Here is an 18575-nt window from a genome sequence, read left to right as displayed (position 1 = left end):
GACAAGTCGCGATTGTCAATGCCCGATAACGGGCTGGCGACGCCGACGCGATGGAGAGGAAGACATGATCGCGCGCCTGATTTGCTGGATGATGGCTATGGCCATGACGGTCCTGACGCCTGTGGCAATGGCCGAGGATGGCTATGATCTGTGGCTGCGCTATGCGCGGGTGGACGGGGCGGCGGCGGCGCGGATTGCAGCCCATGCTAGCGTGATCACCGCGCCCGGCGACAGCGCGACGATGCAGATCATCAGGGATGAGTTGCAGCGCGGCGTCACCGGTATGACCGGTACGGCCCCGATGATAGCGGATAGCAGGCGGCCGGGTGCGCTGTGGCTGGCGACGCCGGGGACGGCCCCTGCCCTGCCGCTCCCATTGGCGGGGCTGGGCCAGGAGGGCTATGCGATCCGGTCGATCCGGGTCGAGGGCAAGCCGGTCACGCTGATCGCGGCGAATAGCGAGATGGGGTTGCTGCATGGCGCGTTCCATTGGCTGCAGCTGGCGCAATCGGGCACGGCGCTGGATGCGATCGATATACGCAGCGCGCCGCGCATCGGGCTTCGGCTGCTCAACCATTGGGACAATCTGGATGGTACGGTGGAGCGTGGCTATTCTGGTTCGTCGATCTGGGACTGGTGGCGGCTGCCCGACTGGAAAGGGCCGCGTTATAGCGACTATGCCCGCGCCAATGCGTCGATCGGCATCAACGGGACCGTCCTCAACAATGTGAATGCCAAATCGGACAGCCTGACCGCGCCCTATATCGCCAAGGCGGCGGCGCTGGCCGATGTGTTCCGGCCCTATGGCATCAAAGTCTATCTGTCGGTCAAATGGACCGCGCCGATGGAGTTGGATGGGCTGAAGACCGCCGATCCGCTCGATCCGACCGTGGCTGCCTGGTGGAAGGCCAAGGCCGACGAGATTTACGCGGCGATCCCTGATTTCGGCGGCTTCCTGGTCAAGGCGAATAGCGAGGGGCAGCCGGGTCCGCAGGATTATAAGCGCACCCATGCCGATGGCGCGAACATGCTGGCCGCAGCGGTGAAGCCGCATGGCGGGATCGTGATGTGGCGCGCCTTCGTCTACGCCCATGATAATCCCGACGATCGCGCCAAGCAGGCCTATGCCGACTTCAAGCCGCTTGACGGGCAGTTTGCCGACAATGTCATCGTACAGGTCAAGAATGGCGCGATCGACTTTCAGCCGCGCGAGCCTTTCCATCCGCTGTTCGGGGCAATGCCAAGGACGCCGTTGATGATGGAATTCCAGATCACCAAGGAATATCTGGGGCAATCGACGCATCTGACCTATTTGGGGCCGTTGTTCGAGGAGACGCTGAAAAGCGATACCTTTGCCAAGGGCAAGGGATCGACGGTTGCCAAGGTGATCGACGGGTCGCTGGACGGGCATAGGCTGACCGGGATTGCGGGCGTCGCCAATATCGGCACGGATCGCGACTGGAGCGGGTCGATCTTCAACCAGGCGGACTGGTATGCGTTCGGGCGGATGGCCTGGAACCCGGACCTGACCGCCGATGCGGTGGCGCGCGAATGGGCGGCGCTGACCTTCACGCCCGACAAGGCGGTGGTCGAGCCGGTGGTCGCGATGATGATGGGATCGCGCGAGGCGGCGGTGGACTATATGACGCCGCTGGGCCTGGCCCATGTGATGGACACAGGCCACCATTATGGACCCGGTCCCTGGGTGTCGGAATTGGCGCGGCCCGAATGGAACCCGGTTTATTATCATAAGGCGGATGCGAGCGGCATCGGCTTTGACCGGACGAAGAGCGGGAGCAATGCCGTCGCCCAATATGCGGCGCCGCTGGCCAAGCGGTTCGCCGATCCGCGCACGACGCCGGAGCGGGACTTGCTGTGGTTCCATCATTTGCCCTGGGACTATCGGCTGGCATCGGGCGAGACGCTGTGGGACGGTATGGTCCATCGTTATGACCGGGGCGTTGCCTATGTTGCGGGGATGCGCGCGACGTGGGACGAACTGCGCCCGATGATCGATGCGGAGCGCTTTGCGCAGACGCAGACCTTCCTTTCCATCCAGCAAAAGGAGGCGCAATGGTGGCGCGACGCAAGCATCGCTTATTTCCAGTCGATCGCCAAGCGGCCCCTCCCCGCCGGGGCTGCGCCGCCGCCAGAGAGGCTGGAGGCCTATAAAATGCGGAAATTCCCCTATGCGCCGGGCAATCCGTGATTTTTCGCTTTAATCCGGCGGGGTGATGTCGCTACCACTCCGGCGACATCATTACCGACCCGAAAGCACCCCGCATTGACCGACACCCGATCCTCCCGCCGTCAGCGCAATGCCCCAACGATCAACGACGTGGCGCGCCACGCCGGGGTGTCGCCCATGACGGTGTCGCGCGTCATCAATGGCGAGCAGGTGGTGCGGCCGGCGACCAAGGCGAAGGTCGATGCCGCCATCATCGCGCTCAACTATGCGCCAAGCGCGGCTGCGCGCAGCCTGGCGGGGGGCGATGAACTGCGGATCGGCCTGCTCTACAGCAACCCGTCCTCCTCTTATCTGAGCGAATTTCTGGTCGGCAGCCTGGACCAGGCCAGCCGCAGCGGCGTCGACCTGGTCGTGGAGAAATGGGACGAGCAGACGTCGGTAAAGGCGGTGGTCGACCATCTGCTGCGCGGGCGGATCAACGGCGTCATCCTGCCGCCGCCGCTGTGCGATCTGGAGGAAATGGTGGCGGCGTTGAAGGCCGCCGATATTCCCGCCGTGGCGGTGGCGACCGGTCGGGCACCCGGCGATCTGGCTGCGGTCAGCATCGACGATTTTCAGGCCGCCTATGAAATGACGCGCCACCTGATCACGCTCGGCCATTCGCGCATCGGTTTCGTCAAGGGCAACCCCAATCAGACCGCCAGCGGCAAGCGCTTCGAGGGCTATCTCGCCGCGTTGAGCGAAGCGAACCTGCCGGTGTTGGACGAGCTGATCGCGCAGGGCTATTTCACCTATCGGTCGGGGCTGGACGCGGCCGAACAGATATTGTCGCTGCTCGATCCGCCCACCGCCATCTTTGCGAGCAATGACGATATGGCAGCGGCCACCGTGGCAATCGCGCATCGTAGCGGGCTGGACGTACCGGGCGACCTGACGGTGTGCGGGTTCGATGACACGTCGCTGGCGACCACCATCTGGCCCGAACTGACCACCATCCGCCAGCCGATCAGCGCCATGTCGCGTGCGGCGGTCGAGGTGTTGGTGCGGTTGCTGAAAGGGCGGCGCGGCGCGGAGATGGCGTCCGAACATCTGGTGCTGGCGCATAAGCTGGTGCGGCGGCAGTCGGATGCGGCGCCGAGGATGCGGCCCAGATTGGGCGTGCGGTAATAAGGCGCGTTGCGGCGGAGCCTTATGACAACGCGCGACGATTGCAACTCATCTCCCCTCCCCAGAGGGCAGGGCTATGGCGTAAGGAATGCATCCCTCTTTGCTTCGTCATGCTGAACTTGTTTCAGCATCCATCATGCCCCAAAAACGGCGGATCGAGGGGAGAAATGGACCCTGAAACAAGTTCAGGGTGACGACGTTGGATGGGTTGGGTGCCATATGCGATAGCCCTGCCCCGCCGGGGAAATGAGGCGAAGGCGCGCGTCGAGGCTGGCAGCAGCACACCCCCACCCAACCTCCCCCTCAAGGGGGAGGGGTTTATGGGACGTGTGGTGTTACGCCTCGCCGAAGACGCGGTGGAAGATGGTGTCGACTTGCTTGAAATGATAGTCGAGGTTGAATTTTTCTTCGATCTGTTCAGGCGGCAGCGCGGCGGTGACGTCGGTGTCGGCCTTGAGCAGTTCCAGCAGCGATAGCTGGCCGTCCGATTCCCACACTTTCATCGCGTTGCGCTGGACATAGCGATAGCTGTCTTCGCGGCTGACACCGGCTTGGGTCAGGGCCAGCAGCACCCGCTGCGAGTGGACGAGGCCGCCCATCTTGTCGAGATTCTTCATCATCCGCTCAGGATAGACGAGCAGCTTGTCGATCACCCCGGTCAGGCGCGCCAGCGCGAAGTCGAGCGTGATGGTCGCGTCGGGGCCGAAGAAGCGCTCGACCGACGAATGGCTGATGTCGCGTTCGTGCCAGAGCGCCACATTTTCGAGCGCGGGCACGACGGCCGCGCGCACGACGCGGGCAAGGCCGGTGAGGTTTTCGGTCAGCACCGGGTTGCGCTTGTGCGGCATGGCGCTGCTGCCCTTTTGGCCGGGCGAGAAATATTCCTCCGCCTCCAAAACTTCGGTCCGTTGCAGATGGCGGACTTCGACAGCCAGCCGTTCGATCGAGCTGGCAATGACGCCGAGTGTCGCGAAGAACATGGCGTGGCGGTCGCGCGGGATGACCTGGGTGGAGACGGGTTCGATCGCGAGGCCCAGCTTGTCAGCGACATGTTCTTCGACGGCGGGATCGATATTGGCGAAAGTGCCGACGGCGCCCGAAATAGCGCAGGTGGCGACTTCCGCGCGGGCGGCGATCAGGCGTGCCTTGCAGCGGGAAAATTCGGCATAGGCTTCGGCCATTTTGAGGCCGAAGGTGACGGGCTCGGCGTGGATGCCGTGGCTGCGGCCGATGGTGGGGGTCAGCTTATGCTCGAAGGCGCGACGCTTGATGACGGCGAGCAGCTGATCGAGATCCTCGATCAGCAGGTCCGACGCGCGGGCGAGCTGGACCGCGAGGCAGGTGTCGAGGACGTCGCTCGACGTCATGCCCTGATGCATGAAGCGGGCTTCGTCGCCCACTTGTTCGGCGACCCAGGTGAGAAAGGCGATGACGTCATGCTTGGTGACAGCTTCGATCGCGTCGATCGCGGCGACATCGATCACGGGGTTGGTGGCCCACCAGTCCCACAGCGCCTTGGCAGCCGAGGGCGGCACGACGCCCAGTTCGCCCAGCTTCTCCGTCGCATGCGCCTCGATCTCGAACCAGATCTTGAAGCGGGCTTCCGGCTCCCAGAGGGCGGTCATTGCGGGGCGGGAATAGCGAGGGACCATGAGCGAATCCTGCAACTGGAGGAGATAAGATGCCGCGCCGCCTAGCAGCGTCGGCAGCGCGGGGCAAATCGGGCGGCTAGGTGTGGACGGCAGGGGCGCACGAGAAGGCCGCACAGACAAACAAGATGAATTGACGGTATTTGCAAGACGAATGGGTCAAGATGAACGCATGTTCAGGAACAATCGGGCGGTTTCAACTCTTCTTATGGCACTATTCATGCAGCATGGAAGTCAAACACAGGCTGCACATAATGGGTCGTAAAATAGGAGATTGTCATGATCCGCACGCTTTTGTTTACCACGGCTTTGGCCGTTGCCGCGCCCGCCATGGCGCAACAGACGATGACGCCGGATACTGCCACGCCACAGGCGGCACCCGCAGCGCCGGTGCAACCGGACGCGGCGACGCCGCAGGCTGGAACGCCGGGTGCTGCGACACCGCAGGCCGCGACGCCCGCCAACCCCGGCAATGCGGTCGCGACCATCGTGGATACCGAGTTTCCGGCCTATGATGCCGATAGCGATGGCGAGTTGAGCCAGGCCGAGTTTTCGCGCTGGATGGTGGCGTTGAAGGCGCAGGAGACCAAGGCGACTGGGCAGACGCTGCCGGAAGCCGAAGTCACCGCCTGGGCCAATGGTGCCTTTGTGACTGCGGACACGGATAAGAATGCGACGATCAGCAAGCCCGAACTCGTCACCTACCTAAGCGGTGGCGCGGCCTAACAAGCGCAATAATCCCCGAACTGTCACGAGGGACGGGACATCATCTAGTCGGGTCGCACCGACGGCGGCATGGCGCGAAGGCCATGCCGCCTTTTTTTTGGGCCGCTCAGGGCCGCTTTCGCGTGTAGAGCAATGCCGCGACGATCGCGGCCGAGCCGATGCCGACCGCAGCCCCGGTCCAGGCCGACTTGCTCATCGAGCGGCGGACGGCGGCCACCATATCCAACGTCGTGGGTTCCTCGTCCGGCTGTGCCGCCGCCGGGGAAATGTCGGCGCCATCCTGGGGCGCGCTCTTGTCTGCGTTATCCATAGTCGGACAGATATGGCAAAGTCCGGCACGCAGGGGAAGACGGGAGATGCGTTTCCCGCCGCGCCCCGATGATTTTTCGCTGCGCCCTGTAACGGCGCGCGCCAGCGCGACAGGGTTAGCCGAAGAATCGCGACGCCCCCTCTTGACTTCATCCCCGGATTTATGTTGGTAGCGCTATCAATCAAGAGTAGTTGTTTAGGAGTTGATGATGCCGGGGGACCATGTCTTGCTCGACGCCCTGCCCGCCGATTGGCGCGCGGGCCGCTTTCTCGGTCGCGTGGCTACGGCCGCTGGCCCCAGCCCTATCATGGTCGATCAAGGCATCGCCTATGACATGAGCCGGGTTGCGCCGACCGCGGCGCAATTGGTCGAGATGTTTCCGGTGGACGCCCAAAGCGGCGAAGCGCTGGGACCGCTCGATACGCTGACCCTGCCCCTGCTCAGCCCCGTCGACCTGCAATGCGTCAAGGCGGCGGGCGTGACCTTTGCCCTGTCGGCGATCGAGCGCGTGATCGAGGAACGGGCGCGCGGCGATGCCGGTGCCGCTGCGGCTATTCGCGGTCGCCTGGAAGAGCGGGTCGGCGGGTCGATCCGCGCCGTGGTGCCGGGATCGCCCGAAGCCGCCGCGCTCAAGACCGCGCTGATCGAGGACGATCTGTGGTCGCAATATCTGGAGGTCGCGATCGGCCCGGATGCGGAAGTCTTCACCAAGGCACCGGTACTGGCGACCGTGGGTGCGGGCGCGCAGATCGGCATCCGGTCCGATTCCACCTGGAACAATCCCGAACCTGAAATCGTGCTGATCGGCAATTCCGGCGGGAGCGCTATCGGCGCGACGCTGGGCAATGACGTCAATCTGCGCGATTTCGAAGGGCGATCGGCGCTGCTGCTCGGCAAGGCGAAGGATAATAATGCGTCCTGCGCGCTGGGGCCGCTCATTCGCCTGTTCGACGAAGACTTCACCATCGACGATGTGCGCAATGCCGAAGTCGCGCTGACCATCGACGGGCCGGAAGGCTATCGCCTGGAAGGCAGCAGCAGCATGAACCAGATCAGCCGCGATCCGCTGGAACTGATGCGCCAGACCATGTCCGAGCATCAATATCCCGATGGGTTCGCGCTGTTCCTGGGCACTTTGTTCGCGCCTGTGCAGGACCGGGACGAGCCGGGTCGCGGCTTTACCCATAAGGTCGGCGATATCGTCGCCATTGCGACCCCGCGCCTAGGCAAGTTGGTGAACGAAGTCGTGACGTCCAAGGTCGCGGCGCCATGGACCTATGGCCTGACCGCGTTGATGATGAACTTGGCCGAACGCGGCCTGCTGAACGCCGCCAAAGAGAAAGCCGACGCATGAAACGCGCATCCTACCCCAGCCTGGCGGGCAAACGGGTGTTCATCAGCGGCGGCGGCAGCGGGATTGGCGAGGGACTGGTCGAGGGTTTTGTCGCGCAGGGCGCGCATGTCGCCTTTTGCGATATTGCGGTGGCCGAGAGCGAAGCATTGGTAGCGCGCCTCAGCGACGCGGCCTTCACGCCCATCTTCCACGCGATCGACCTGTGCGACATCGACGCGGTGCAGGCGATGATGGCGCAGGTCGAAGCGGAGCTGGGCGGCATTGATATATTGATCAACAACGCCGCCAATGACGACCGCCACACGATCGAGGAGGTCACCCCCACCTATTGGGACGAGCGGATGGCGGTGAATTTGCGCCATTTGTTCTTCGCCGCTCAGGCGGCCGTTCCAGCGATGAAGCGCGCGGGCGGTGGCGTGATCCTGAATTTCGGGTCGATCAGCTGGCACTTGGCTCTGCCCGAACTGGTGCTGTACCAGACCGCCAAGGCGGCGATCGAGGGGCTGACCCGCAGCTTGGCTCGCGACCTTGGCCGCGACAATATCCGCGTCAACACCATCATTCCGGGCAACGTCAAAACGCCGCGCCAGTTGAAATGGTATACGCCCGAAGGCGAAGCGGAGATCGTCGCCGCGCAATGCCTGGACGGGCGGATCATGCCGGTCGATGTCGCCGCGCTGGCGATGTTCCTGGCGTCGGACGATGCGCGCTATTGCACCGGCCATGATTATTTCATCGATGCCGGTTGGCGCTGACATGAGCAGCGCGACGCCCCGGAGTGTTTTGAGCGTCGGCGCGATATTGGGCGAAGGCCCGATCTGGGTCGCGCGCGACGCAGCGCTATGGTTCGTGGATATCAAGGGCCATTGCATCCATCGCTATGATCCGGCGCTCAATGTCGCGCGCAGTTGGACCGCGCCCGGACAGGTCGGATGGATCGTGCCGACCGATGACGGCCTGTTCGCGGTCGGGCTGCAATCGGGCATCCATCGTTTCGATCCGACCAGTGCCAGCTTCCGGTTGCTGCACGCGCCCGAAGCGCAGGTGCCGGGCAACCGGTTGAACGACGCGACGGTCGCGCCGGACGGCGCGCTATGGTTCGGGTCGATGGACGATGGAGAGGCGGAAGATAGCGGTCACATTTATCGGCTGCATCGCGGCCTGTGCGCCAATGTCGGCCTGCCGCCAGTGTCGATCACCAACGGCCCTGCCCTCTCGCCCGACGGGCGGACGCTCTATCATACCGATACGCTGGGCCGCCATATCTGGCGCACCGCGCTGAGCGCCGACGGGGCGATCGGCGAGACCAGCCTGTTCACGACGATCGAGGATGGCGCGGGCTATCCCGATGGGCCGACGGTGGATGCCGAAGGCTGTTTGTGGACCGGGCTGTTCGGCGGCTGGGCCGTGCGGCGCTATGATCCGGCGGGCGCGCTGATGCGCGAAATCCGCTTTCCCGTCGCCAACATCACCAAGATCGCGTTCGGCGGGGATGACCTGTCGGTTGCCTATGCGACGACCGCGCGCAAGGGACTGAACATGACAGCGTTGACAGAGCAGCCCCTTGCGGGTGATCTGTTCGCCTTCGACCCCGGCGTCGCAGGATTGCCGGGCCACGTCGCAACGATATAAGATTTGGGAGAATGACGGATGAATGAGGGGAGCGCCGAGAAGGTCAACATGGCCTTCATCGCAGCGATCGTCGCGGTGGCGACGATCGGCGGATTCATGTTCGGCTATGATTCGGGTGTCATCAACGGCACGCAAAAGGGGCTGGAAAGCGCCTTTGACCTCGGCAAGCTGGGCATCGGCATCAATGTCGGCGCGATCCTGGTCGGATCGTCGGTCGGCGCGTTCATGGCCGGGCGCATGGCCGACCTGATCGGACGGCGCGGCGTCATGATGCTGGCGGCCGTCCTGTTCCTGGTCAGCGCCCTGCTGGCCGGTGCGGCGAGTTCGTCGGCCCTCTTCATCTTCGCGCGCATCATCGGCGGCCTGGGCGTCGGCGCGGCGAGCGTCATTTCGCCCGTCTATATTTCCGAAGTCACGCCAGCGGCGGTGCGCGGGCGTCTGTCCAGCATCCAGCAGGTCATGATCATTTCCGGCCTGACCGGCGCGTTCATCGCCAATTTCGTGCTGGCACGCTATGCGGGCGGATCGACCGCGCCCTTGTGGCTCGACTTTCCGGCGTGGCGCTGGATGTTCTGGTTGCAGGCCATTCCTGCCGCCATCTACCTGGTCGCCTTGCTCTTCATCCCCGAAAGCCCCCGCTATCTGGTCGCGCGCGGCCGGGATGCGGACGCCGAAGTGGTGTTGACCCGGCTGTTCGGTCCACTCGAAGCGGCGCGCAAGGTCGCGGAAATCCGTGCGAGCCTCGCCGCCGATCATCATCGGCCCAAATTGTCCGACCTCATCGAAAAGACCAGCGGCAAGATCCGTCCGATCGTGTGGACCGGCATTGGTCTGGCAGTGTTTCAGCAGTTGGTCGGCATCAACGTCGTCTTCTATTATGGCGCGACCCTGTGGGAAGCCGTTGGTTTTTCCGAAGATAATGCGCTGCAGATCAACATCCTGTCGGGCGTGCTGTCGATCGGCGCGTGCCTTGGCGCGATTGCGCTGGTGGACAAGATTGGCCGCAAGCCGTTGCTGCTGATCGGATCGGCCGGTATGGCGGTAACGCTGTCGGTCGTGGCCTATGCTTTCTCGACCGCCGTCACCGGCGCGGACGGCGCGGTGTCCCTGCCCGGCCATAACGGGTTGATGGCGCTTATTTCCGCCAACCTCTATGTGATCTTCTTCAACCTTAGCTGGGGTCCGATCATGTGGGTGATGCTGGGCGAGATGTTCCCGAACCAGATTCGCGGGTCGGGCCTGGCCGTCGCTGGCTTTGCCCAATGGATCGCCAATGCGGCGATTTCGGTCAGCTTCCCCTCGCTGGCCGTCTCGCCGGGGCTGGTGTGGACCTATATGGGCTATGCGCTGTTCGCGGCGATCTCCTTCTTCTTCGTGCGCAAGATGGTGTATGAGACCAAGGGTCGCGAGCTAGAGGATATGGTCGGCTGAGTAACGAGACGATCCTGTTGCGGGCGGGAGGGCTGGAGGCAGCGCTCTCGCCCGCTGTCGGTGGGGCGCTGCGCTGGCTGGCGTTTGATGGCGTCGATTTGTTGCGGCGTGCGCCGGAGGGGAGCGACGATCCGCTCGCCATGGCGAGCTTTCCGCTGGTGCCCTATGCCAATCGCATTGCCGATGGGCGCTTTCATTTTGGCGGGCAGGATTATCACTTGCCGCTCAATTTCGGCGATCATCCGCACAGCCTCCACGGCCATGGCTGGCAGAGCGGCTGGGCGGTGACGGACCAGAGCGATGATGCCGCGCAGTTGACGTTGGTGCATCGCCCGGATGCGCGCTGGCCATGGGCGTTTACGGCACGGCAGCATATTGCGCTCAGCCCCGATGCGATCGTCCTGGCGCTGGCGCTGACCAACGACGCCGAGGACGATGCGCCCGTTGGCCTTGGTTTCCACCCCTATTTCCGCGCCGATGCCGACACGCGCCTGCAGTTCGCGGCGCAAAGCCTCTGGCTGTCCACCCCCGACATGCTGCCGGAGCGGTCGGTGCCCGCCAATGGGCTTGGCGACTGGTCGGCGCTGGCACCGGTGCAGGGCGAGAGCCTGATCGACAATGTCTATGGTGGCTGGGACGGGATGGCGACCGTGGAACGCGGCGAGGGGCTGCGCCTGACGCTGACGGCGAGCGGGGCGGACTGGCTGCATGTCTATCGCCCGCCTGGCTCCGATGCCTTTTGCCTGGAGCCGGTCAGCCATATGCCCGACGCCCTGAACCGGCCCGACGGCATGGCGATAGTGGCGCCCGGCGCGACGCAGAGCCTGTCGATGCGGATCGAAATCGGCAAAAGCGATCAGGTGCTTCCGAAATCCGCCGGGATCGCCTAAGCTGCATCGCAACAGCAGCATGAGGTAAAGCCGATGCAATTTTTGCGGACCGCCTTCTGGGTCGTCATCGCCGTCGCCCTCGCCTTCTTCTGCATGGCGAATTATGTCCCCGTGACGGTGCGCCTGTGGGGCGACCTGGTGATGGAAACCAAGCTGCCGGTCCTGTTGATCGGCGCGTTCCTGCTGGGGGCGCTGCCCTTCTGGATCATGGCGCGGGCGACCCGCTGGCGCTTGAAGCGACGGTTGGACAGCACGGAGCGCGCGCTGGCCGCGGTCACCACGCCGCCCACGCCCCCGGCTTCGGCGGTCGCTTCTACGCCGCCCGCGCACTCGCCTATGTCCTCGACGCCGCCCGTGGCCGACGCGACGGACCCGGCCACACCCCCACCCTCCCCTCTTTCCCCCGCAGGACCAGCATGAGCAGCCCCATCTATGTCGCCATCGACACGCCCGATCTTGCCAAGGCGCAGCATCTGGCCGGGCAGGTGCGCCATCATGTCGGCGGGCTGAAACTGGGCCTCGAATTTTTCTGCGCCCATGGCCATCATGGCGTGCATGAGATGATGAAGTTCGACCTGCCGATCTTCCTCGACCTCAAGCTGCATGACATTCCCAATACGGTGGCGAAGGCGGTGCAGGCGCTGCACCTGCTGGAGCCGGCGATCCTGACCGTCCATGCGGCGGGCGGCCGCGCCATGCTGGAGGATGCCAAGGCGGCGGCTGGGGTGAATACGAAGGTGGTGGCGGTGACCGTGCTGACCAGCCTGGACGATGGCGACCTGCTCGACATCGGTGTCGGCGGGAAGGCCGAGGATCAGGTGCGGCGGCTCGCCGACCTGGCGCAGAGCGCGGGGCTCGACGGCATCGTCTGTTCGGGCGAGGAAGTCGCGATGGCCAAGAAGGCCTGGCATGACGGCTTTTTCGTGGTGCCGGGCGTGCGGCCCGCTGGCGGCGCAATGGGCGACCAGAAACGCGCCGTGACCCCGCGTCAGGCGTTGGATCGCGGTGCGTCGATATTGGTGGTGGGGCGGCCGATCAGCCTGGCGGAAAATCCCGACATGGCAGCGCGCGAGATCGAAGCGACGCTGTAGGGGGCGAAGTTCACACCGTCGCTGGGTGATTGCGGGCAATTGTAGCGGTGACGTTGCTGCGACTGAAGCGCACAATAGCTTTTATAGCACCGACATTCCTGCTTAGTGTAAGTCGCGCAGCTACAATTGGGACCGATCGCGGATAGCTAAGAAGGACAAGTCAGAAACCGTGCAGCTCGCTCCAGGTCCGCTAGCATAGGCTTAACCAGATAGTCGTGGCCCAATGGGCCATGTTCTCCTGCCCTAGACCTTTGGGCGTCGTCATACTATATACCGATCGGTATGGAACAGGTTGCAACCACGTCTCGCGGTCGCCCGCGTGAATTTGATCCGGCACAGGCCTTGGCCGCGGCGCTGCAGGTTTTCTGGCGGCGTGGCTATGAAGGCGCGTCGATTTCGGAACTGACCGAGGCGATGGGGATCACGCGTCCCAGCCTCTATGCCTGTTTCGGCAACAAGGAAGGCCTGTTTCGGCAAGCGCTCGATCTCTATGAGACCGAGAAACTCTGCTATGTGAAGACGGCGCTGGAAGCCCCCACGGCGCGCGGCGTGGCCGAGCGATTGTTGCGCGGGTCGCTTGCCATGCAATGTAGCGACAGCGAGCCGCAGGGTTGTTTAGGCGTCATCAGCACCGTGGCAGGCGTGACCGAGGCAGACTGCATCCGCGACGAAGTGTTGAAGCGCCGCGCCTCGTCGAACGCCGCCTTGCTCGCGCGGTTCGTGCAGGCGAAGGAAGAGGGCGACTTGCCCGACGGCATCGAGCCGGAGGCGATGTCCTGTTATCTCTCGACGGTGATGCAGGGCATGGCGGTCCAGGCATCGGGCGGCGCATCGCGCGAAACGCTGGAGAGACTGGTGCAGACCACCCTTGCCATGTGGCCGGGGCGATAGGGATAGGTCGCCGAACGGGCACCTTATTCACCTGTGATAAATAATTACCGATCGGTATGTTATTCCGATTGACGCGGCGCAGCATCTCATTATATACCGATAAGTATGGAATGAACCACTGAGCCGACAGGCTTCAGGGAGGTAATTATGCGCTGCCCCATCATCAGAGGCGGTCCCTGACCGACTGCTTGCGGTAGCCCAACAGGGCGTCGCACCCCCCACCGATATTCTCGTTCGATAGCTCCGCGCGCCTGCGCGTGGGTTTCGGCCGTGGCTCATCTGCCGGACGCTCTGTTTGTGTCCGGTCGGCGCGATCGGCTGCGCTCTTTTCATCACTGGTGCCGTCCAGGGAGGACGTAACACATGGCTTTTATAGATTTCGCCCAGCCCATGGCTGGAGCGCCCCTATCCGCATGCCTGCCGATGGCGGACATGGCTGAAGCTGCCACGCTTGATCCGCTGGAATGGCAGGTGGTGGCGCTGGCCCGATCCGATCGGCTCTCCACCCTGCGCAGGCCCGGCAGCTGGGACAAATGGAGCGCGCTCATCTTTGGCCCACGCCCAAGCCCCGTGCTGGCCAGCGAACGGCTGGAGGCGCTGCGCCGCCTGTCGGTCGAGGCCTGGCACCGCGGCTATGCCGTCACCCCTTCCGCCCTTGCCGACGCGCAAGAGGCCGGTTTCACCGCCGACCAGCTCGAATTGCTGCTCGCCACCATCAGCGCGGGCCGCAGCGCCCGTGGACGAAAGGTTCGCCCATGAACATGCTCGCCCCCATCCATGCCGACACCGCCAGCGAAGTGTCGCCCTCCAAGCAGCGGCGCCTGTCCCGGCGCGGCGGTGCGATGGCCGCGATCGCGCTGGTCCTCGTCGCCGGTGCCGCCTGGAAATGGCTCGACAAACCCGATGCCCAGGCTGCGGCCACGCCGATCGCGACGGTCGGCATCTCCACGCCCCTCGCGCGCGAAGTGACCCAGTGGGACGAATATGTCGGTCGCTTCGCCCCCAGCCAGACGGTCGAAATACGGCCGCGCGTATCGGGCGCGGTTACGGCACTCCACTTCCGCGACGGCGACATTGTGCGCAAGGGCCAGTTGCTCTTCACGATCGACCAACGCCCGTTCCGCGCCGCGCTGGCCGAAGCGCAAGCCAATGTCGCCGCCGCCCGCAGCACCTTGGCGCTCGCCCGTTCCGATTATGCCCGCGTCCAGCGGTTGACCGGCGACGAAGCCATTTCCGCGAGCGAGGTCGACGCCCTGCGCGCCCGGCTGCAATCCGCACAGGCGGCGCTGGCCGCTGCGGAAGCGCGCGCGCGCCAGCGCTCGCTCGACATGGAATTTACCCAGGTCCGCGCCCCGATCGGCGGCCGCGTGTCCGACCGGCGCATCGACATCGGCAATCTGGTGGCCGGCGGCGATGGCGCGAGCGCGACATTGCTGACGACGATCAATGCGCTCGACCCGATCTACTTCACCTTCGATGCGTCCGAAGCTTTGTTCCTCAAGGCGCAGCGTGACCGGGCGGATGGCGATGGCGCGACCGCCGTCGAGGTCCGCCTGCAGGATGAAACCGACTATAAGTGGAAGGGCCGGTTGGACTTCACCGACAACGGCCTAGACCCGCGTTCGGGCACGATCCGGGTGCGCGCGACCTTTGCCAATCCGGGGATGTTCCTTGCGCCCGGCCTGTTCGGCAATATGCGCCTTGCCAGCGGTGGCACGACCCGCGCCTTGCTGGTGCCGGACGCCGCGATCCAGTCCGATCAGGCGCGCAAGACGGTGCTGGTCGTGGGCAAGGATGACAGCGTCTCCGCCAAGCCGGTCGAACTCGGCCCCGTCGTGGATGGCCTGCGGATCATCCGGTCCGGCCTGACGCCGCAGGACCGCGTCATCGTGGGCAATGTCCAGGCGGCGATGCCCGGCACCAAGGTCGCGGTGCGCGCCGCACCCATCAAGCCGCAGCCGACGCCGGTGACGCCCGTCGATCCGGCCGCCGCACCCGCCGCCGCCCAGGCGACCTTTGCGCGCTAAACCCATTTCCCAAGGATAACGCCCATGCGTTTCTCCCGCTTCTTCATCGACCGGCCGATCTTTGCGGCCGTGATCGCCGTGATCATCACGGTGGTCGGCGCGCTCGCCTTCATCGGGCTGCCCGTCGCGCAATATCCCGACATCGTGCCGCCGACCGTCACGGTCAGCGCGCAATATCCCGGCGCGTCGGCCGAAACGGTGGCCCAGACCATCGCTGCGCCGATCGAACAGGAAATCAACGGCGTTGACGACATGCTCTATGTCAGCAGCCAGTCGACCGGCGATGGCAAAGTCACGATCACCGTCACCTTCAAGATCGGCACCGACCTGGATGCCGCGCAGGTACTGGTGCAAAACCGCGTGGCGGTTGCCATCCCGCGCCTGCCCGAAGAGGTGCAGCGCTTAGGGGTCGTCACCCGCAAGACATCGCCCGACTTCCTGATGGTCGTCAATCTCCAGTCGCCCGACGGGTCGCTCGACCGCAACTACCTCTCCAACTATGCCCTGACGCAAGTGCGTGATCGCCTCGCGCGCCTCGACGGCGTGGGCGATGTGCAATTGTTCGGCGCGCGCGACTATGCGATGCGCGTGTGGATCGACCCCGGTCGCGCCGCCGCGCTCAACCTGACGGCGGGCGAGATCGTCGCCGCCTTGCGCGCGCAAAATGTGCAGGTGTCGGCAGGTGCCATCGGTCAGCCGCCCTATGACAGCGGCGAAGCCTTCCAGCTGGGCGTCGAGATGCAGGGCCGCCTGAACGAACCCCGGCAATTTGCCAATATCGTCATCCGCACGGACGCTGATGGGCATCAGGTCCGCGTCGCCGACGTCGCCCGTGTCGAACTGGGCGCGCAGGATTATGGCATCAATACCTATCTCTCAGGCAAGCCCACGGTCGTCATCGCGGTCATGCAACGCCCCGGCTCCAACGCGCTCGACGCGGCGGAGAAGGTGAAGGCGGAAATGGACAGCCTGTCCCAGCGCTTTCCCAAGGGGCTGGAATATAGCGTCATCTATAATCCGACCGAATTCATCAGCCAGTCGATCGACGCCGTTTATGACACGCTGTTCGAAGCGGTGATCCTGGTGGTCCTCGTCATCCTCATCTTCCTCCAGAACTGGCGCGCGGCGGTCATCCCGATCATCGCTATCCCGGTCTCGCTGATCGGCACGGCGACGATGCTGGCGGCAGTCGGCTATTCGCTCAACAATCTCTCGCTCTTCGGCCTGGTGCTGGCGATCGGCATCGTTGTCGATGACGCCATCGTCGTGGTCGAAAATGTCGAACGCAATATCGAGGAAGGCATGTCCCCGCTGGAGGCGGCACGCTTCTCGATGGACGAGGTGGCGGGCGCGCTCGTCGCGATCGTGCTGGTGCTGTGCGCGGTGTTCGTGCCGACGCTGTTCATCACCGGCATTTCGGGCGCCTTCTACCAGCAATTCGCCGTCACCATCTCGACCGCGACGGTGATCTCGCTGCTGCTCTCGCTCACCCTCTCGCCCGCCGCCGCTGCCTTGCTGTTGAAGCCCAAGCACGAACATGATGCGCCAGCAGTGGACGCCCCGCGCTGGAAGCGCTGGCTGCAAAAGGCTGCCGACGCCTTCAATCGCGGCTTTGAACGGATGAGCGATCGCTATGCCAGCCTCACCCGCTTCTTGGTTACCCGGCCCAAGAAGATGCTGCTCACCTATGCAGGCCTGATCGCGGCGACCATCGCGCTCTTCTGGGTCACCCCCGGCGGCTTTATCCCCGCGCAGGATCAGGGCTATTTCCTGGCCGTGGTCCAGCTTCCGCCCGGCGCATCGCTCGAACGCACCGACAAGGTGACGCGCGAGGTCGCGGAGAAGATTTTGCCGATCAAGGGGCTGCGCGGCGCGGTGATGTTCGCTGGCTTCCATGGTCCTTCGCAGACCGCCGCGCCCAATTCGGCGGCGATCTATTTCCCCTTCACCAGCTTTGCCGAACGCAAGGAAGTGGGCGCCACCTATGCCGGGATCATGGAGCAGGCCGGCAAGGCGATCGGCGACTATGACAAGGCGCGCATCATTCTTGTACCGCCGCCCGTCATCCAGGGCATCGGCTCGGCCGGTGGCTATCGCACGATGATCGAGGATCGCGAGGGACGCGGCTATGACGCGCTGAACAAGGTCGCGACCGACTATATCGGCAAGGCCAATACGACGCCCGGCCTCGCCCAAGTCTATACCCTGTTCGACGTCGCCACCCCGCGCATCTTCGCCGATGTGGACCGGCGCAAGGCCGACCTGCTGGGCGTCCCACCCGAACGGGTGTTCGAAGCGATGCAGGTTTACCTTGGTTCCGCCTTCGTCAACGATTTCAATCTGCTGGGCCGCACCTATCGCGTCACGGCACAGGCGGATCAGGCGTTTCGCGGATCGACGGCGGATATCGCCAACCTCAAGACCCGGTCCAATTCGGGCGAGATGGTGCCGCTCGGTTCCCTGTCGACCTTCCAGGACAAGACCGGCCCCTATCGCGTCGTCCGCTATAATCTGCTGCCTGCGGTGGAGGTCGATGGCGATACGGCACCGGGCTATTCCTCCGGTCAGTCGCTCAGCACGATCGAAAAGCTGGGTGAAACGGCGCTCCCCACCGGGTACGCGCAGGAATGGACCGGCATCGCCTATCAGCAGGCGACGGCGGGCAACACGGCGGGCCTGGTGTTCGGGATGGCGGTCTTCTTCGTCTTCCTGGTGCTGGCCGCGCAATATGAAAGCCTGACACTGCCATTGGCGATCATCCTCATCGTGCCGATGTGCCTGTTGGCCGCGATGCTGGGCGTGAACCTGCGGGGGATGGACAATAATATCCTGACCCAAATCGGCCTGGTCGTGCTGATCGCGCTGGCGGCCAAGAATGCCATTCTGGTGGTCGAGTTCGCCAAGCAGGCCGAGGAACAGCAGGGGCTCTCTCCCATCGAGGCGGCGGTGCAGGCCGCACGCACCCGGCTGCGGCCGATCCTGATGACCAGCTTCGCCTTCATCCTGGGCGCTGTGCCGCTGGTGATCGCGCAGGGGGCCGGTGCCGAGCTTCGCCAAGCCTTGGGCACGGCGGTCTTCTTCGGCATGGCCGGGGTCACGGCCTTCGGTCTGCTCTTCACCCCCACTTTCTATGTCGTTTGCCGCGCGCTTGGCGACCGCTTCACCCGTCGCGGGCGGAGCGGCCAGGCTCCCGCGCTGCAACCGGCCGAATAGGAACCC

The 18575-nt window shown here is 64.4% G+C and carries 16 protein-coding genes; 14 read left to right on the top strand and 2 right to left on the bottom strand.

What is annotated here, in order from left to right; all coding sequences use genetic code 11:
* The first annotated feature begins 64 nt into the window (after window positions 1-64).
* Complete coding sequence (locus BSY17_RS18585; protein WP_069066581.1) at window positions 65-2209, top strand: alpha-glucuronidase family glycosyl hydrolase; 2145 nt, start codon at window positions 65-67, stop codon at window positions 2207-2209.
* A gap of 75 nt (window positions 2210-2284) precedes the next feature.
* On the top strand, window positions 2285-3355 hold the full coding sequence (locus BSY17_RS18580; RefSeq protein ID WP_069066580.1) for a LacI family DNA-binding transcriptional regulator: 1071 nt from the start codon (window positions 2285-2287) through the stop codon (window positions 3353-3355).
* 335 nt (window positions 3356-3690) lie between these two features.
* Here the strand turns inward: BSY17_RS18580 and purB are convergent, their stop codons facing one another.
* Window positions 3691-5007 carry an adenylosuccinate lyase gene (gene purB / locus BSY17_RS18575; protein WP_069067078.1) on the bottom strand — a complete coding sequence of 439 codons (1317 nt, stop codon included), beginning with the start codon at window positions 5005-5007 and terminating at the stop codon, window positions 3691-3693.
* A gap of 276 nt (window positions 5008-5283) precedes the next feature.
* Between purB and BSY17_RS18570 the strand changes: the two genes are divergently transcribed.
* Complete coding sequence (locus tag BSY17_RS18570) at window positions 5284-5730, top strand: calcium-binding protein (protein WP_069066579.1); 447 nt, start codon at window positions 5284-5286, stop codon at window positions 5728-5730.
* A 106-nt stretch (window positions 5731-5836) separates the two neighbouring features.
* Here the strand turns inward: BSY17_RS18570 and BSY17_RS18565 are convergent, their stop codons facing one another.
* The gene (locus tag BSY17_RS18565) at window positions 5837-6040 is read right to left on the bottom strand and encodes a hypothetical protein (protein WP_069066578.1); all 204 of its coding nucleotides are present in this window, start codon (window positions 6038-6040) and stop codon (window positions 5837-5839) included.
* Window positions 6041-6248: 208 nt separating this feature from the next.
* On the opposite strand from BSY17_RS18565, the gene BSY17_RS18560 reads away from it, so the two are divergent.
* From BSY17_RS18560 to BSY17_RS18510, 11 genes are all read left to right on the top strand, one after another.
* On the top strand, window positions 6249-7394 hold the full coding sequence (locus tag BSY17_RS18560) for a fumarylacetoacetate hydrolase family protein (RefSeq protein WP_069067077.1): 1146 nt from the start codon (window positions 6249-6251) through the stop codon (window positions 7392-7394).
* On the top strand, window positions 7391-8149 hold the full coding sequence (locus BSY17_RS18555; protein WP_069066577.1) for an SDR family NAD(P)-dependent oxidoreductase: 759 nt from the start codon (window positions 7391-7393) through the stop codon (window positions 8147-8149). Before BSY17_RS18560 ends, BSY17_RS18555 begins: the two co-directional genes overlap by 4 nt.
* A 1-nt stretch (window position 8150) precedes the next feature.
* Window positions 8151-9026 (top strand): SMP-30/gluconolactonase/LRE family protein, encoded by an 876-nt coding sequence (locus tag BSY17_RS18550; protein WP_069066576.1) that lies wholly within the window; start codon window positions 8151-8153, stop codon window positions 9024-9026.
* A gap of 18 nt (window positions 9027-9044) precedes the next feature.
* Entirely contained in the window at window positions 9045-10457 is a 1413-nt protein-coding gene (locus BSY17_RS18545) for a sugar porter family MFS transporter (protein ID WP_069066575.1), read from the top strand.
* Window positions 10458-10474: 17 nt separating this feature from the next.
* A complete protein-coding gene (locus tag BSY17_RS18540) occupies window positions 10475-11347 on the top strand; it encodes an aldose 1-epimerase (protein ID WP_083217160.1) in 873 nt (290 codons plus the stop codon).
* A gap of 33 nt (window positions 11348-11380) precedes the next feature.
* Window positions 11381-11767 carry a lipopolysaccharide assembly protein LapA domain-containing protein gene (locus BSY17_RS18535; protein WP_069066574.1) on the top strand — a complete coding sequence of 129 codons (387 nt, stop codon included), beginning with the start codon at window positions 11381-11383 and terminating at the stop codon, window positions 11765-11767.
* Window positions 11764-12438 carry an orotidine-5'-phosphate decarboxylase gene (gene pyrF / locus BSY17_RS18530; protein WP_069066573.1) on the top strand — a complete coding sequence of 225 codons (675 nt, stop codon included), beginning with the start codon at window positions 11764-11766 and terminating at the stop codon, window positions 12436-12438. The genes BSY17_RS18535 and pyrF overlap by 4 nt, the downstream gene beginning before the upstream one ends.
* A gap of 282 nt (window positions 12439-12720) precedes the next feature.
* Window positions 12721-13329 (top strand): TetR/AcrR family transcriptional regulator, encoded by a 609-nt coding sequence (locus BSY17_RS18525; protein WP_069066572.1) that lies wholly within the window; start codon window positions 12721-12723, stop codon window positions 13327-13329.
* A gap of 363 nt (window positions 13330-13692) precedes the next feature.
* Complete coding sequence (locus BSY17_RS18520) at window positions 13693-14088, top strand: hypothetical protein (RefSeq protein WP_069066571.1); 396 nt, start codon at window positions 13693-13695, stop codon at window positions 14086-14088.
* Window positions 14085-15356 carry an efflux RND transporter periplasmic adaptor subunit gene (locus tag BSY17_RS18515; RefSeq protein WP_069066570.1) on the top strand — a complete coding sequence of 424 codons (1272 nt, stop codon included), beginning with the start codon at window positions 14085-14087 and terminating at the stop codon, window positions 15354-15356. The genes BSY17_RS18520 and BSY17_RS18515 overlap by 4 nt, the downstream gene beginning before the upstream one ends.
* A 24-nt stretch (window positions 15357-15380) precedes the next feature.
* Window positions 15381-18569, top strand: coding sequence for an efflux RND transporter permease subunit (locus tag BSY17_RS18510; RefSeq protein WP_069066569.1), 3189 nt, complete (start codon window positions 15381-15383; stop codon window positions 18567-18569).
* The last annotated feature ends 6 nt before the right edge of the window (window positions 18570-18575 follow it).

It is taken from the genome of Sphingobium sp. RAC03 (assembly GCF_001713415.1).
Classification (GTDB): Bacteria; Pseudomonadota; Alphaproteobacteria; order Sphingomonadales; family Sphingomonadaceae; genus Sphingobium.
The sequence above is the reverse complement of the archived record's forward strand: the minus strand, read 5'-3'. Positions and strand labels throughout refer to the sequence as shown.

Bases quoted from the DNA above. Each gene is read 5' to 3' on its own strand.
- BSY17_RS18545 (WP_069066575.1), top strand. From the start codon at position 9,045: ATGAATGAGGGGAGCGCCGAGAAGGTCAACATGGCCTTCATCGCAGCG.
- purB (WP_069067078.1), bottom strand. From the start codon at position 5,007: ATGGTCCCTCGCTATTCCCGCCCCGCAATGACCGCCCTCTGGGAGCCG.
- BSY17_RS18585 (WP_069066581.1), top strand. From the start codon at position 65: ATGATCGCGCGCCTGATTTGCTGGATGATGGCTATGGCCATGACGGTC.
- BSY17_RS18570 (WP_069066579.1), top strand. From the start codon at position 5,284: ATGATCCGCACGCTTTTGTTTACCACGGCTTTGGCCGTTGCCGCGCCC.
- BSY17_RS18565 (WP_069066578.1), bottom strand. From the start codon at position 6,040: ATGGATAACGCAGACAAGAGCGCGCCCCAGGATGGCGCCGACATTTCC.
- BSY17_RS18550 (WP_069066576.1), top strand. From the start codon at position 8,151: ATGAGCAGCGCGACGCCCCGGAGTGTTTTGAGCGTCGGCGCGATATTG.
- BSY17_RS18525 (WP_069066572.1), top strand. From the start codon at position 12,721: ATGGAACAGGTTGCAACCACGTCTCGCGGTCGCCCGCGTGAATTTGAT.
- BSY17_RS18535 (WP_069066574.1), top strand. From the start codon at position 11,381: ATGCAATTTTTGCGGACCGCCTTCTGGGTCGTCATCGCCGTCGCCCTC.
- BSY17_RS18555 (WP_069066577.1), top strand. From the start codon at position 7,391: ATGAAACGCGCATCCTACCCCAGCCTGGCGGGCAAACGGGTGTTCATC.
- BSY17_RS18520 (WP_069066571.1), top strand. From the start codon at position 13,693: ATGGCTTTTATAGATTTCGCCCAGCCCATGGCTGGAGCGCCCCTATCC.
- BSY17_RS18560 (WP_069067077.1), top strand. From the start codon at position 6,249: ATGCCGGGGGACCATGTCTTGCTCGACGCCCTGCCCGCCGATTGGCGC.
- BSY17_RS18515 (WP_069066570.1), top strand. From the start codon at position 14,085: ATGAACATGCTCGCCCCCATCCATGCCGACACCGCCAGCGAAGTGTCG.
- pyrF (WP_069066573.1), top strand. From the start codon at position 11,764: ATGAGCAGCCCCATCTATGTCGCCATCGACACGCCCGATCTTGCCAAG.
- BSY17_RS18510 (WP_069066569.1), top strand. From the start codon at position 15,381: ATGCGTTTCTCCCGCTTCTTCATCGACCGGCCGATCTTTGCGGCCGTG.